The organism is Actinosynnema sp. NPDC059335 (assembly GCF_042752395.1).
Lineage (GTDB): Bacteria > Actinomycetota > Actinomycetes > Mycobacteriales > Pseudonocardiaceae > Actinosynnema.
Genome location: NZ_JBHYXZ010000089.1, coordinates 1 through 13,341, shown reverse-complemented (window position 1 = coordinate 13,341; position 13,341 = coordinate 1). Strand labels below are relative to the sequence as shown.

Annotated in this window: 19 protein-coding genes; 10 read left to right on the top strand and 9 right to left on the bottom strand. The window is 73.0% G+C overall.

Translation table 11 applies throughout. The annotated features are described in order from the left end of the window. Positions 1–157 precede the first annotated feature (157 nt). Positions 158–301 carry a hypothetical protein gene (locus ACFXGA_RS25345; RefSeq protein WP_378091775.1) on the bottom strand — a complete coding sequence of 48 codons (144 nt, stop codon included), beginning with the start codon at positions 299–301 and terminating at the stop codon, positions 158–160. Between the two features lie 231 nt (positions 302–532). Here ACFXGA_RS25345 and ACFXGA_RS25340 point away from each other — a divergent pair, with 231 nt between their 5' ends. From ACFXGA_RS25340 to ACFXGA_RS25330, 3 genes are all read left to right on the top strand, one after another. Continuing rightward, entirely contained in the window at positions 533–1,297 is a 765-nt protein-coding gene (locus tag ACFXGA_RS25340) for a hypothetical protein (protein WP_378091773.1), read from the top strand. A gap of 6 nt (positions 1,298–1,303) precedes the next feature. Beyond that, positions 1,304–1,843: a hypothetical protein gene (locus ACFXGA_RS25335; protein WP_378091771.1), complete on the top strand. Its 540-nt coding sequence runs from the start codon at positions 1,304–1,306 to the stop codon at positions 1,841–1,843. A 145-nt stretch (positions 1,844–1,988) separates the two neighbouring features. Beyond that, positions 1,989–2,507, top strand: a complete 519-nt coding sequence (locus tag ACFXGA_RS25330) for a DUF2231 domain-containing protein (protein ID WP_378091769.1) — start codon at positions 1,989–1,991, stop codon at positions 2,505–2,507. Between the two features lie 16 nt (positions 2,508–2,523). On the opposite strand, the gene ACFXGA_RS25325 is transcribed toward ACFXGA_RS25330, so the two are convergent. Genes ACFXGA_RS25325 through ACFXGA_RS25315 form a run of 3 tightly spaced genes read right to left on the bottom strand, consistent with a single transcriptional unit; the run spans position 2,524 to position 4,764 of the window. After that, positions 2,524–3,108: a hemerythrin domain-containing protein gene (locus tag ACFXGA_RS25325; protein ID WP_378091767.1), complete on the bottom strand. Its 585-nt coding sequence runs from the start codon at positions 3,106–3,108 to the stop codon at positions 2,524–2,526. Positions 3,109–3,118: 10 nt separating this feature from the next. Further along, positions 3,119–4,336 carry a hypothetical protein gene (locus ACFXGA_RS25320; RefSeq protein WP_378091765.1) on the bottom strand — a complete coding sequence of 406 codons (1,218 nt, stop codon included), beginning with the start codon at positions 4,334–4,336 and terminating at the stop codon, positions 3,119–3,121. Next, positions 4,333–4,764 carry a hypothetical protein gene (locus ACFXGA_RS25315; RefSeq protein WP_378091763.1) on the bottom strand — a complete coding sequence of 144 codons (432 nt, stop codon included), beginning with the start codon at positions 4,762–4,764 and terminating at the stop codon, positions 4,333–4,335. The genes ACFXGA_RS25320 and ACFXGA_RS25315 overlap by 4 nt, the downstream gene beginning before the upstream one ends. A 390-nt stretch (positions 4,765–5,154) precedes the next feature. On the opposite strand from ACFXGA_RS25315, the gene ACFXGA_RS25310 reads away from it, so the two are divergent. Continuing rightward, positions 5,155–6,072 (top strand): hypothetical protein, encoded by a 918-nt coding sequence (locus tag ACFXGA_RS25310; protein WP_378091761.1) that lies wholly within the window; start codon positions 5,155–5,157, stop codon positions 6,070–6,072. A gap of 135 nt (positions 6,073–6,207) precedes the next feature. Beyond that, positions 6,208–7,005, top strand: a complete 798-nt coding sequence (locus ACFXGA_RS25305) for an endonuclease/exonuclease/phosphatase family protein (protein WP_378091759.1) — start codon at positions 6,208–6,210, stop codon at positions 7,003–7,005. Positions 7,006–7,104: 99 nt separating this feature from the next. Here ACFXGA_RS25305 and rpsR read toward each other — a convergent pair whose 3' ends face one another. The 3 genes from rpsR to rpmB all read right to left on the bottom strand — a co-directional run bounded on the left by rpsR (position 7,105) and on the right by rpmB (position 7,830). Next, a complete protein-coding gene (rpsR, locus tag ACFXGA_RS25300) occupies positions 7,105–7,338 on the bottom strand; it encodes a 30S ribosomal protein S18 (protein WP_378091757.1) in 234 nt (77 codons plus the stop codon). Positions 7,339–7,423: 85 nt separating this feature from the next. Further along, positions 7,424–7,591, bottom strand: coding sequence for a 50S ribosomal protein L33 (gene rpmG, locus ACFXGA_RS25295; RefSeq protein ID WP_378091755.1), 168 nt, complete (start codon positions 7,589–7,591; stop codon positions 7,424–7,426). After that, complete coding sequence (rpmB, locus tag ACFXGA_RS25290) at positions 7,591–7,830, bottom strand: 50S ribosomal protein L28 (protein WP_378091753.1); 240 nt, start codon at positions 7,828–7,830, stop codon at positions 7,591–7,593. The genes rpmG and rpmB overlap by 1 nt, the downstream gene beginning before the upstream one ends. 175 nt (positions 7,831–8,005) lie before the next feature. Here rpmB and ACFXGA_RS25285 point away from each other — a divergent pair, with 175 nt between their 5' ends. Together ACFXGA_RS25285 and rpmF are read left to right on the top strand one after the other, a co-directional pair. Beyond that, positions 8,006–8,257 carry a type B 50S ribosomal protein L31 gene (locus tag ACFXGA_RS25285; RefSeq protein WP_378091751.1) on the top strand — a complete coding sequence of 84 codons (252 nt, stop codon included), beginning with the start codon at positions 8,006–8,008 and terminating at the stop codon, positions 8,255–8,257. Between the two features lies 1 nt (position 8,258). Then, positions 8,259–8,420: a 50S ribosomal protein L32 gene (gene rpmF, locus ACFXGA_RS25280; RefSeq protein WP_378091749.1), complete on the top strand. Its 162-nt coding sequence runs from the start codon at positions 8,259–8,261 to the stop codon at positions 8,418–8,420. Between the two features lie 96 nt (positions 8,421–8,516). Here rpmF and ACFXGA_RS25275 read toward each other — a convergent pair whose 3' ends face one another. Both ACFXGA_RS25275 and ACFXGA_RS25270 read right to left on the bottom strand, forming a co-directional pair. Next, on the bottom strand, positions 8,517–9,743 hold the full coding sequence (locus ACFXGA_RS25275; RefSeq protein ID WP_378091747.1) for a glycosyltransferase: 1,227 nt from the start codon (positions 9,741–9,743) through the stop codon (positions 8,517–8,519). 128 nt (positions 9,744–9,871) lie between these two features. Beyond that, the gene (locus ACFXGA_RS25270) at positions 9,872–10,138 is read right to left on the bottom strand and encodes a GlsB/YeaQ/YmgE family stress response membrane protein (protein WP_378091745.1); all 267 of its coding nucleotides are present in this window, start codon (positions 10,136–10,138) and stop codon (positions 9,872–9,874) included. A 249-nt stretch (positions 10,139–10,387) separates the two neighbouring features. Between ACFXGA_RS25270 and ACFXGA_RS25265 the strand changes: the two genes are divergently transcribed. The 3 genes from ACFXGA_RS25265 (at position 10,388) to ACFXGA_RS25255 (ending at position 13,261) form a co-directional block, all read left to right on the top strand. Then, positions 10,388–10,807 (top strand): hypothetical protein, encoded by a 420-nt coding sequence (locus ACFXGA_RS25265; RefSeq protein WP_378091743.1) that lies wholly within the window; start codon positions 10,388–10,390, stop codon positions 10,805–10,807. Continuing rightward, positions 10,808–11,029 carry a helix-turn-helix transcriptional regulator gene (locus ACFXGA_RS25260; protein ID WP_378091741.1) on the top strand — a complete coding sequence of 74 codons (222 nt, stop codon included), beginning with the start codon at positions 10,808–10,810 and terminating at the stop codon, positions 11,027–11,029. Positions 11,030–11,347: 318 nt separating this feature from the next. Then, on the top strand, positions 11,348–13,261 hold the full coding sequence (locus ACFXGA_RS25255) for a Calx-beta domain-containing protein (RefSeq protein WP_378091739.1): 1,914 nt from the start codon (positions 11,348–11,350) through the stop codon (positions 13,259–13,261). Positions 13,262–13,341: the final 80 nt, after the last annotated feature.

The following is a 13,341-nucleotide window of genomic DNA, read 5'->3' as shown; positions in this document are numbered from 1 at the left end:
CCTCGCCCGTGGCGGTGCGTGACGACCCGTTGGCGAACAGTGAGGCGCGGACCGTGACGCCGTCCGTCCACAAAGGATCGGACGCGGTCCCGGGGACTGCGGCGCGCACGTCACGACGACGCGGTGTGGAGGTGTGCCGACCCCGGGCCGGCCGGGTTCAGGGGCGGAACACCGCGCGCGTGCACCCGTCCTCCTTGGTCTTGAACAGCTCGTACCCGCGCGGCGCGTCGTCGAGCGGCATCACGTGGGTCGCCAGGTGGGCCGTGGTGATCTCGCCGGCGGCGATGCGGTCCAGCAGCATCGGGATGTAGCGCTGCCCGTGCTGTTGCGCCGCGCGCAGGGTCAGGCCCTTGGTGACCGGGGCCGCGACCGGCTGCCCACGGTCGAGCGACCCACACGTCCCGGGGTGTCGGCCACCCGTTCGGCCCAGCGGCGTCGACCTCGCCCGCGCCGCTCCCCCGGTGACGACGTCCCCGCCGGCGGTTGCGCGGCCCGGTACGGGGCAGCCGCCGGGTTCGAAGGAGGGATGGGCATGAGGACATCGGGCAAGGCGGCCGTGCTGACTGCGGTGGGCGCGGCGGCGGTGATCGGCCGGCGGGTCGTGGCCGGGCGCAAGGCGGCCGGGCGGGACGCGCACTCGCTCGCGGTGACGGTCTGCTGCCCGCCGGAGCGGGTGCGGGACCTGCCGGAGCCGCTGGCGCGGCTGCGCGGCGACGTGGAGGTCACCGTGCGGCCGGCGGCGGGTGACAAGGGCACGGAACTGCCGGCGCGCCCCACCGGCGACGTGTCGCGCGAGGACCTGCGGGTGGCATTCTGCCGGACCTCCAAGTCGTTCACGCCCTCCCGGCACAGCGCCTTCACAGCCTGCCCTCCCCGGCCGCCCGCCTGGTCAGCATCCGCACCACGCGCCCCGCCGGCCCCGGGTGGGTCGAGCCGGGCGTGTCCGGGCGCAGCACCGACCCGGTCTCGATCAGCGACTTCGCCTCCCGCACGCTCGTGCTGGTACTGCAAGAACGACCTGTGGTCGCTGTGCGACAACACCAACACCAACCCGGGCATCACGCAGGCGCTGTGGGGCGCGGACCCCGGCGGGATCTTCGGCTACTCGCACGCGATGGGCGGGTTCAAGGGCAGCCACGCCGAGTACGTGCGGGTGCCGTTCGCCGACCACACCGCGATCCCCGCGTGCGGTGGTGGTCGGGGAGCCGGGGCGGCGTGGACCTGTGGATTTCCGGCCTGGGCGCGGTCGACGTGGTCACCGCGGCGCGCCCGCCGACCGGGACACCACCACGGGTGAACCCCGGTGGTAGAGGACCCGGCGCGGGGGTACCTCGTGGTGGTGGACGACTTCCTGGGCATCTACCTCAAGGACCAGCTCGCGATGGGCGTGGTGTGGCGCGAGCTGGCGCGCCGGGCGCACCGCAACAACCGCGGCACCCAGCTCGGCGAGGTGCTGGCCGGGGTCGCGACGGCCATCGCCGAGGACGTCGAGACGTTCCGGGTGATCATGAAGCGGGTCGGGGTGCGACCGGACCCGGTCAAGACGGGGTCGGCGTTCGTCGCCGAACGCCTCGGCCGGCTCAAGCGCAACGGGCGGCTGCTGTCGTACTCGCCGTTGAGCCGGTTCGAGGAGCTGGAGATCCTCACCATGGGCATCGACGGCAAGAAGCAGCTCTGGACGACCCTGCGCGACCTGGCGGGCCTGGGTTCGCGCCTGCCCGACATCGACTTCGACCACCTGATCGACCGGGCCGCGCGCCAGCGCGCCGACCTGGAGCCGTTCCGGGTCCGCGCCGGGGCCGCCGCGTTCACCGCGACACCCGCCGGGGGCTCGTCAGCCTGATCCGGCGCGCCACCGCGACGTCCGCCAGAGAGTTCCCGGCGTGATCCGGCAGGCCCTCACGACACCCGCTGGGGCCCGTGGACCTGATCCGGCGCGTCACCCCCGGCGGGAGGTTCGCGGTGGCCCCGCCGGGTACTCGACGCGCATGGTCATACGTCGGACATTGCACGCGGCCGAGTCGGTCGACGCCCTCGACGCGCCCGCCGGCGCGGTCGCGCGGGTGGTGCGCAAGGCGCTGGGGCGGGGCCGGGCGGACCGGTTCCTGCGCGGCGCCTGGCTCGGCCACCCCGTGCACCCGCTGCTGGTGACCGTGCCGATCGGCGCGTGGGTGTGCGCCGCCGTGCTCGACGTCGGCTTCGGCCGGCCCGCCGACGCACGGCGGCTGGTGGCGATCGGGCTGGCGGCGACCCCGCCCACCGCGGTCGCGGGCCTGGCGGACTTCTCCCGCCTCGACCTCGCCCAGCGGCGGGTCGGCGCGCTGCACGCCGTCGGCAACCTGCTCGCCGTCGGCTGCTTCCTCGCCTCGACCCGGTGCGGCGACCGGGCCGCCCGCGCGTGGCGGCTGGCCGGCCTGGTGGTGCTCAGCGCCGGCGGCGCGCTCGGTGGTCACCTGTCCTACGCGCAGGGCGCGGGCGTCCACCGGTGGCGCGACGACGGGCGCTGAGCCGGGGCGCGCCGATTCACTTCCCGTCGTCGGACAGCGCCCCGCGCACCGCGTCCTTCACCCGGTCGAACAGGGCGACGGCCGGCCCCGCCACCACGTTCGCGGTGGCGGACTGGGTGCTCGGGTGCGGGTGCGTCGGCGCCATGCTCTCGGCGGCCCGGACCCGCTCGGCCATGCGGCGCAGCTGGTCGAGGTCGTGGTGCTGGCGCAGGTAGCGGAACTCGTAGGCCTCCTCGTGGTGCGCGTGCCGCAGCACCGCGTCGCGCAGCCGGGCCAACCCGTCGAGGAACCGCGCGTCCTCCGTGCCGATCGACTCCAGGTGGGCCAACTGCTCCTTGGCGTGCTGCTCCTCGGCGAGCCGGTCCTCCACGATCGCGGCCCCGCCGTCGACGCTGCGCCGCGCCGCCGGGTGGACGACGATCTCCTCGGCGGTCTCGTGCACGGCGAGCAGCCGCACGAGCCGGGCGAAGGCGTCCGCCCGCTGCCCGCCGGTGGACGTCTGGACCTCGCCGAACAGGTCCCGTATCTCCATGTGCTGCCCGATCAGCAGTTCCACGACGTCGGCGTCGTGTCCGGTCTCCGGGCGGGACGTGGTGGTCATCGTGCCTCCGTCAGCTCGTGGTGGGCTGCTGCCGCAGCGAGGCCACCGGGTGCTCACCGTTGGTCGAGTGCCGGTAGTCGGTGCCGAAGTCCTCGCGGTGCAGGTCGATGACGCGTTCGCTGGGCGGCGCCTCGCCGCCCATCAGCGCCTCCTGCATGGCCTCGAACCGCTCGTGCGCCTCCTGGACGTAACCGGTGCCCAACGTGGTCAGGTCGATCTGCGTGTCCAGCAGCTCGCGCAGGTACTCCTTGTTCGGCTCGAACGTCACCGGATCGGGCAGCTCGGGCGCGAGGACCTCTTCCGGCTCGCGGTCGTCGTAGGCGCGCATCAGGTCGCACGCCGCGTGCAGGTGCTCCAGCTCCATGTTCAGGTGCAGCTCCCAGATCGCCTTGATCCGGCGGTCGGACTCGGTCTGCATGAACGAGTAGTAGAGGTAGCACTCGTTGTACTCGTGGTTGACCAGCCGCTCCCACCACGTCTCGCCCGGGTCCACGAGCGACTCGTAGTGCGTCACGTGCTCTTCCTCGATCAGCGCGATCTCCTGGTAGAGCTGCCGCGCGATCGGCTCCATGTACTCCGGCCCGACGTTGAGGTAGAAGTTCATCGTCTGCTGCTCGGCGGACATGATGGTCAACGCGTGCAGCTTGGAGATCGGGGCTGCGGTGGAGCGGTCGTAGGGCTCGCGCACGTTGTCCGCCGGGTGGCGGTGGTGGTACTTGGTGGGCCGGCCGGGGATGACCTCGGTGAGGTCGTCCACGATGCGCTCCGCCTTGCGTCGCTGGATCATCTCGTAGAGGTTGGCGTAGCGGTAGAGGTGGTCGAAGTCCTCCAGCACGCCGAACTGGTACGCCTGCGTGAGGTACGGGTCGGGCTCCATGCGCGCCACCCACGCGGTGAGGTCGACGGCGACCTGCTCGTACGCGATCGTGGTCTCCAGCGCCGAGGACACGCCGGGCAGCAGCCAGTTCACCGCCTTCTGCTGCTGTTGTTCGAGGTAGCGCACCTCCGCCAGGCGGCGTTTGACGTCCATGTCGAGGCAGTTGCGGGCGAACTGGTGGCTGAACAGCAGCGCCTCGACCTCGATGCCGTTCATGGTGATGATCCGGCACCGGGTGTAGGGTTCGCTGTGGTCGGGGTCGATCGGGTCCACGTTCAGCTCGCGCCAGCTCCGGACCTGCCGGTCCAGGGGGATGCCGCGGTGCTCCAGCGGGTTGAAGCCGGTGGTCATCGAATTCCTCCGTGCGTGTGGTCTGGTCGGTCCGGGCCCGCGCGGTCGGGCGGGCAGAGGGCGGTCAGCACGGGCTCCAGCGACGGCCACGCGCCCAGCAACGCGTCCGGGTCGGCGAAGTGCACCGCCCGGGCGACGTCGTAGGTCGAGATCACCAGCTCGACCGGCACCCCGCGCGCCCGCGCCTCGGCGCGGACGGCGGTCACCACCGCGGCTCCCCGGCCGTCGCACGCGGTCGCGCGGGACAGGTCGAGGACCAGCACGCCGGGCGACTCGCCCAGGCACCGCCGGGCGGCCTCGACCAGCGGTGTCCGCACGGGACCGGCGACACCCAGCACCAGGACGCCCGGAGCGGGCCGCGTGCGGTTGATCGGCGGGGGAGGGTCGGAGGGCTCGGCGGCGTCGGCGCGTCCATCCACAGTGGTCATCTGCTGCCCTTCCGGGAGTGGCTTCGCCTTCGCCGCTCCGGGGAAGACGCGCGGCCGGCGGGCGGGGGGACGTGCGACGGCGCTGCCCCTTCACCGTGGCACGGGTCTCCCGGGGCGGCGACCCGGTCACCGGATCGGGGCGGCGCGGTGACGACCGGGGTGTTTCACCCGGGTTCGGGCGGGTATTCGCGCAGGTTGTCCTCGCGGGCCCGCTGCGGTGCGGGGACCGGCCGCAGGCCGCCGTGCGGGCCGCCGCGGCGCCGTGCTCGGCTCCCGATCGGATGAATCGGGCCCGTACTCCCCGGCCGGGTGGCCTTGCCCGCCGACCCTTGCCGGGCGGCCCGACCGTGCTGCCATCCTCGACGCGGTGTTCCCTCCAGGAGGTCAAGGATGCTCGGCAGGATCGCGCTCGTGGTCGTCGGCACGCTCGTCTCCGGGCTGCTCACCGCGCCTGCGGGCGAAGCGGACGACACGGCCGCCAAGAGGCCGGTCTACGCCATCGCGCACGGGGTGAACAGCCCGGCCGCGCTGCACCGCGCCGTCGCGGCCGGCGCGAACGGCGTGGAGATCGACATCTGCGCCAACTGGGAGCGCCGCGACCGGCCGGCGTGGTACTTCGACCACGACTGCAAGGGCTCGACCAGGGAGCGGGCCGTCGCCCGGATGTTCGAGGAGATCGTCGCGCTCGACCCGGCCACGAGACCGCTGCTGGTGTGGCTGGACATCAAGACCCCGGACAAGTGCCGCAAGGCCGAGGCGCCGTGCTCCACCCGCGGCCTGGCCCGCCAGGCGAAGACCCTCACCAACGCCGGCGTGCAGGTCCTCTACGACCTGACGAGCAAGGACTACGACAAGAACAAGGAAACCCTGCGCGGACCCGGATACCGCAACCTGGCCCCGAACATCTCCGCGACGGACGAGAACGGCGTCCCGCTGGAGGGCGTCGGGTTCTGGGGCGACACCGAGCACGCGCTGGCGGCGTTCCGGAAGGCGAACGTGCCGCCCGGCCAGCGGGTCCTGGAGGTCGGCGACTGCGGCAGCATCTACCGCGAAGAGGTGAAGGGTGACGTCGAGACCGGCGCCGCGGAACGCGACAAGCCGAACCCCGGACTCGCGGCCGTGCTGGTGTGGACCATGTACGCCAAGGGTTATCCGGAGTGCGACGAGGTGCTCGGGCCGATCGACGGGATCATCGCCGGCAACCACGACTTCGGCAAGAACGCGGAGGACGCGGCCACCCTCAGGTGGGTGACCGAGGGCAGCGGCAACGAACTCGCCCGACCCGGTCACCGGCTGTTCCGCAAGTAGCGCGACGAACCCGCCGGGGAGGCCCGGGACCCGGCCGTGCACCCGACGCCCGGCCGCGGTTCACCAGGGCGTCGGGACGGTGAACACTTGCCGGCGGACCTTCGGGTTCGGGAACCCGATGAGCACAATCGCCCCATGATCCAACGTTCCGCCACGCGCCCGCTCACGGCACTGCTCGGCTGCCTGCTCGTCGCCCTCCTGCTGTCCCCGGCCGCCGCGGCCGCCGGGTCCGCGGAGACCCGGTCGCCCGCGCGCCCGCCGTACTCGTTGCTGCACATGAACGTCTGCGCCAGCGGCTACGCCGGCTGCTACGCCGGGACCGAGTACCCGAAGATCGTGGACGAGGTGGTCGCCCGCATCGAGGCCAACGACGTCAACGCGGTCACCCTGAACGAGGCGTGCAGCGGCGACGTGGCCGAGATCGCCGCCCGCACCGGCTACCACCACCGCTTCGCCACCGTGATCTACCGCGGCGCACCGTTGGCCTGCAAGTCACCGGAGGGGCGGGGCGTGTTCGGCAACGCCGTGCTGACCAAGGAGGCGATCCGCGCCGCCGAGGACGCGCCGTTCTCCGTCTTCAGCGGCGTGGAGGAGCGGCGCTGGCTCTGCGTGACGACCGCCCGCCGGGTGGACGTGTGCACCACCCACCTGTCCACCGGCGGCGAGGCGCCGGGCACCGCCAACGCGACCCAGTGCGCCGAACTGACCGCGATCCTGGCCTCGCGCGGCCGTCCGACGATCTTCGCGGGCGACGTCAACCGCCGTGCCTCGTGCGCGCCGACCGGCCACTGGACCCTGACCGACGCGTCGGCCGCCCAGGCTCCCGGCATCCAGCACGCCTACGGCGACCTCGCCGCCCCGGTGCTGGAGATCGAGCCGACCACCTACACCGACCACGACGCGCTGGTGGTCCGCGCCGGCCTGCGCCGCTGACCGACCGGCGGTCGCCGTTCACCCGGGAAGCCCGCGCCGCCGCCTCGCCCGCACCCCGCGGTCGAGGCGGCGGCGTAATGGTGGGGCGGCCCGCCCCGCTCAGCGGCCCTTGGCGGGGTAGGGGAGCAGCGCCATCTCGCGTGCGTTCTTGATGGCGGCGGCGACCCGGCGTTGTTGTTGCGGGGTCAGGCCGGTGACACGGCGGGAGCGGATCTTGCCGCGGTCGGAGATGAACTTGCGCAGCAGGGCGACGTCCTTCCAGTCGACGTGGGTGACGCCCTCCCGGTGCAGCAGGTTGGCGCGGCGCTTCGGCGCACGTTCCGGTCGTGGCATCCGGCTCACCGGCCCGGCTCGGTGACGCCGGGCAGGACGATCTCCCGCCGCTGCCGCTCCTCGGCGATCTCGGACTCCTCGGCCATCACCGCTCCTCGCGGAAGTCGACGTGGCGGCGCACGACGGGGTCGAACTTGCGCAGCACGAGGCGGTCGGGGTCGTTGCGGCGGTTCTTGCGGGTGACGTAGGTGTAGCCGGTGCCCGCGGTCGACCTCATCTTGATGATCGGCCGGACGTCGGTGGCCTTCGCCATCAGACCTTCACCCCCTGGCGGCGCAGCTCGGCGACGACGGCCTCGATGCCGCGCCTGTCGACGGTCTTGATGCCCTTGGTCGACAGGGTCAACACCACGTACCTGTTCTCGGACGGCAGCCGGAAGCGGCGGCGCTGGGTGTTGGGCAGCCGGTGCCGCGACGTGCGCCGGTGGGAGTGGGAGACCTGTTTGCCGTAGCCGGGTTTGCGGCCGGCGACCTGGCAGTGCCGTGAGGACACGCTACCTCCAGTTGGAAACGACAATCGTTTCCGTTAGGCTAGCGCACAGAGGGACCGAGGTCGTACCGGTGGCCGGGCTCGCCGGGCGCTGGTGACCGACGAGGAGTCGGCGCCGGCCGACGAACTGCCGTTCGCCGAACCGGTTTGCCGAACGGCACGACGAGATGGAGGAGCTGTGAAGCAGGGCATCCACCCCGACTACCACCCGGTGGTCTTCCGCGACCAGGCCACGGGCAAGGCGTTCCTGACCCGGTCCACCGCCACCTCGACCCGCACGATCGACTGGGAGGACGGCAACACCTACCCGCTCATCACCGTCGACATCACCTCCGACTCCCACCCGTTCTGGACCGGCAACCAGCGCGTGGTGGACACCGCCGGCCGGGTCGAGAAGTTCAACCGCCGCTACGGCAGGAGGAACCGCTGACATGGCCGTGCCCAAGCGCAAGACGTCGCGCGGCAACACCCGCCACCGCCGCTCCCGGTGGAAGGCCACCGCACCGGACCTGGTGCCGGTGACCACCTTGGACGGACGGAGGCTGACCGTGCCGCGCCGACTGGTCGCCGCCTACCGCCGCGGCCTGCTCTGACCGTCCGGACGAGTCCTCTGTGGACGGCCGCTCCAGGTCGGGGCGCCGTCGGCCGGGGCTCGCCGGTCGCGGGGCGGGACGGCTTCCCCCGCACCCTCAGGAACCGGTCAGGCGTTCCAGCACGGTGACCGCCGCGCCCGGACCGTCCTCGGCCGCGACGCGGGTGGCCAGGGCGCGTGCCGACGCGGTTCGGCCCAGGGCGGCGCGGAGCGCTTCGGTGAGGGCGTCGGCCGTGACGCGGTCCCGGGCGGGGGTGGCCGCGCCGACGCCCAGCTCCGTGACGCGGCGGCCCCAGAAGAACTGGTCGGCGAAGAACGGCACGACCACCGACGGGACGCCCGCCAGCACGGCCGCCGCCGTCGTGCCCGCACCGCCGTGGTGGACGGCGGCGGCGCAGCGGGGGAACAGCGCGCGGTGGGGGACGTCGTCGACGACCACCACGTCGTCGCCGGCGTCTCCGGCGCCCAGGCCGCTCCAGCCGGACAGCAGCACGGCTCGCCTGCCGACCCGGCGTGCCGCGGTGAGCAGCAGCTCGGCGGCCGCGGCCGGGTCCTGGTCGGGCATGCTGCCGAAGCCCAGGTACACGGGAGGTTCACCCGCGTCCAGGAAGTCGACCAGGTCCGTTGGCAGGGTGGTGTCGGCTTCGGTGAACCAGTACCCGGTCACGTGGTCGTCGGACGTCCAGTCGGGCGGGGGCGGCACCACGGAGGGGCTGAAGCCGTACAGGCGTGGCGGCCGGCGTCGCGGCGGCGGTGTGCGGCGGGGCAGGGGCGGCAGGCCGAGTCCGGCGCGCTGGTCGTCCAACAGGGGTCGAAACGCCCGCCACAGCAGCGCTTCGGAGAACCGCCAGGTCGCGTGGTTGAGCGCCGCGGGCACCGGGGTCGGCAGGGCGGTCATCGGGAACGCGCGGGTGGGCGTGTTGGGCGACAGGTGCGCCGCGACCGCCGGCACGCCCCGGTGCTCGGCGACGGTGGGCCCGAACGCGACCAGCGTCGAGTACACGACGACGTCGGCGTCCCGGCACGCGTCCACGGCCGCCGCCAGGGATCCGCGCAGCTCGGGCCCGACCACCTCGCGCAGCCGTCGGACCAGCGTGACCGGGTTCCGCGCGGCGAGCAGCGCCCGACCCTCCGGCCCGGCGAGCGTGGCCTTGGGATCGCCGGGCAGCTCGGCGAAGTCCAGCCCGGCCGCGCGCACGACCCCGTCGAACTCCCGGTGCGTCACCAACCGAACCCCGTGACCGGCCGCGCGCAGCCGTGCGCCCAGGGCCAGGAACGGCTCGACGTCACCCCGCGACCCCGCGGTCAGCACGGACACCTGCACCGGCGGCACCCCTCCCCACGACAGGCGGCAAGGGTAACCACCTCGTCCGACGCCACCGATCACGCCCGCCGCACGCCGAACGGCCCCGCCACCACCCGGTGACGGGGCCGTTCGGCGTGGTCCGGCGGTTATCGGACGCTGGTGCGGTGGCGGTTGCCGGCGATGGCCTCCGCGACACCGATGAGCAGCACCGAGGCGATCACGGCGAGGATGAAGCCGAGCACGTTCAGCTCGAAGATGTCGCCGGTGCCGAGCAGGTTGGCGATGGTGCCGCCGATGACCGAGCCGACCAGTCCCAGCAGCAGCGTCGCCACGATGCCGAGGTTCTGCTTGCCGGGCTTGATCAGGCGGGCGAGCGCGCCGATGATCAAACCGGCGACGATGAACCCGATCACGTGACCCTCCTGGTGTCGTTGGTCTTGTGCCCTTCGGCTACCCGATCACCTCGCGCTCCAACCGTGCCGCGACGGAGGTCACGGCGAACTCGCCGGTGGACGCGTGCATTCCGGTGCCGGGGGATCCGCCTCGCGGGTGCGCGGAAGGCTGCGGCGGCGGCCGCCGGGCATGTCAAAGATACTTGACGTCGTGTCAAGCAGTGCTTACCTTCGTGATGTCAAGTTCGCTTTACACGGCGGAGGGGTGCGATGTCGTACGAGGAGAAGGGGACGTGGCTCTACCTGGCGGTCACCGTGGTGACCTACGTCGGGTACGTCATGGTGGTGTTAGGCCGGACGGGGAACGGGTCGATGGCGTCGGTGGCGTACGTCGCCCCGATGTTGTGGGCCATCGGCGTCTCCATCGCGCTGTCCGTCGTCGGGCGGATCGTGCTCGCGGTGGTCCGACCCGGCGACCGCCACCGGCCCGACGCGCGCGACCGCGACATCAACCGGTTCGGTGAACACGTGGCCGGGATCGCGCTGGGCGCGGGCATGGTGCTGCCGTTCGCCTTGACGCTGTGGGGCGCGCCGCACTTCTGGATCGCCAACGCGATCTACGCCGTGTTCACCGCGTGGGCGGTGTTCGGCGCGGCCGTCAAGCTGGTCGCCTACCGGCGGGGGTTCTAGTTGGGCAAGCCGACCAGGATCACCAACTCGATCCGCGCACTCCGCTTCGCGCACGACGAGATGACGCAGGCCGAACTGGCCAAGCGCCTCGACGTCACGCGCCAGACCGTCATCGCCATCGAGCAGGGCCGCTACTCGCCCTCGCTGGAGATGGCGTTCCGCATCGCCCGCGTGTTCGGCGTCCCGCTCGGCGACGTGTTCCAGTACCCGGAGGAGGACTGAGGGTCCGCGCGGTGCGGCGGGCGCGGGAGTGGGCCGGACGTGGCCGTAATCGAGCGGTCGTCGTCACCTGGGGGGACCACCGGTCACACCGGCCGTGTCGTGACACGATTTCCCGTGTCACACCGCTGGAGGCTTGGCGGGAAACGCCGCGGCGTCGATGATCGGGTTACGTTTCCATGACGGGGGCAATTCATTCCGGTTGATCGGCCGCGGCTCGCGGATATCCGGTTGTCCTCCGCGTCGCGCCGGTCGGCGGTCGGCCCGAAAACCGGGCCGTGTTCGCGGGCGTGGACGCGAACGATCCCGATCGGAGAATTCATGTCCTATTCCAGCGCGCGGCGTTCCTCGCGCAGATCCGTGGCCGCGCTCACCTCCGCGCTGGTGGTGTGGGCCACGACGGTCGCGATCGTCGCCGCGCCCCAGGCGGCGGCCCAGGTGGACCCCGTCGACGTCGAGGTCACCCTCGGCCCCGGCGCGGGCACGACGGTGGCCAAGTCGGTCACCACCCCGGCGGTCCCGCCCAACCCCGACCTGGTGTTCCTGGCCGACACCACCGGCAGCATGGGCAGCGCCATCACCGACGTCCGCACGAACGCGGGCGCGGTCACCGACGCGGTGCTCGACGCCCAGCCCACGGCGCGGTTCGCGGTCGCGGAGTACCGCGACCAGGGCGACGCGTTCGCGTTCCGGGTCAACCAGAACCTCACCGGCGACACCGCGGCCGTGCAGGACGGGATCAACGCCTGGGTGGCCGGTGGCGGCGGCGACTACCCCGAGGCCGCCGTCAACGCCCTGTTCGAGATCGGCAGCGGCGCGATCGCGTTCCGCCCCGACGGCACCCGCATCGTGGCCTGGTTCGGCGACGCGCCCTCCCACGACCCCAGCCTCGGCCACACCCTCGCCGACGCGATCGCCGCGCTCCGGGCCGCCGACGTCCGCGTCATCGCGGTCAACGTCGGCCCAGCGGGCGGCGGGCTCGACACCGGCGGCCAGGCGACGGCCATCGTGAACGCGACCGGCGGCGTGCTGCTGAACAACGTCCCGGCCAACCAGGTGGCGCAGGCCATCCTCGACGGCATCCGGGCCGTGCAGGTCACCGTCACGCCCACCGTCACGTCCTGCGACCCGCAGCTGACCTTGGGGTTCACGCCCGCGAGCCGCACCGTGAACAGCGGTGAGGTCGCCGGCTTCACCGAGAGCATCTCCGTCGACCCGGGCGCGCCCGCCGGCACCTACCGCTGCACCGTGGACTTCCTGGTCGACGGCGCCTCCCGCGGCTTCATCGAGCGGAACACCGTGCACGTGCCCGGCCTGTCCATCGACGACGTGGTGGTCGCCGAGGGCAACGCCGGCACCACGCCCGCCGCCTTCACGGTCGGCCTGGACCGGCCGAGCCCGAGCCCGGTGACGGTCGCCTTCGCCACCGCCGACGGCACCGCGGTCGCCCCGGCGGACTACGCGGCCACCACCGGCACGGTGACCTTCGCGCCGGGCGAGACGTCCAAGCCGGTGATCGTGCCGGTCAACGGTGACACGGTGGACGAGCCGGACGAGACGTTCACGGTGGCGCTGTCCGCGGCGGGCGGCGCGGCCATCACCGACGCGGTCGGGGTCGGCACGATCATCGACGACGACCGCGACGGCGTCTTCTCCTGCCGGGCGAGCGCGCTGAACCTGGTCGGCATCGAGCCGGTCGTCGCCAACCCGGCGGACGTGCCGTGCGTGGACGACGCCAAGACGCTCGCGCAGGTGGACCTGAACGCGGCGGCGCTGACCGTCAAGGCCAAGGCGCTGACCGCCACCACCGACCGGACGCCGGACGACCCGACCACGACCCCGCCCGCCGCGGGCGACAACGCCACCGCGAACGCCAAGGTGGACACCACCACCATCAGCACGCTCGGCGTGGTCATCGAGCTGGGCGTGATCAGGGCCGACGCGGCGGTCACGTGCGTGCCGACCGGCACGGGCCTGGCACCGCGGTTCACCGGCAGCTCCTCGATCGCCTCGCTGAAGATCAACGGCGTGCCGACCACCGTGGGCTCCGCGCCCCTGACCATCCCGCTGGTGATCGGCTCCCTCCGGCTCAACAGCACCGAGGTCACGTCGACCGCGGTGACCCAGCGGGCCGTGGTGCTGGACACCCTGCTCGCCGACGTGGTGATCGGTGAGGCGCGCGCCGACTTCCACGGCACCGCCGCCCACCCCGGCGGCAACCCCTGCACCACCTGACCCGCACGGGCCGGGGGGCCGCCCCGCGCGGGGGGGCGCGGGGCGGGGTAACAACACTACCAGACACCGGCCCATGTAGT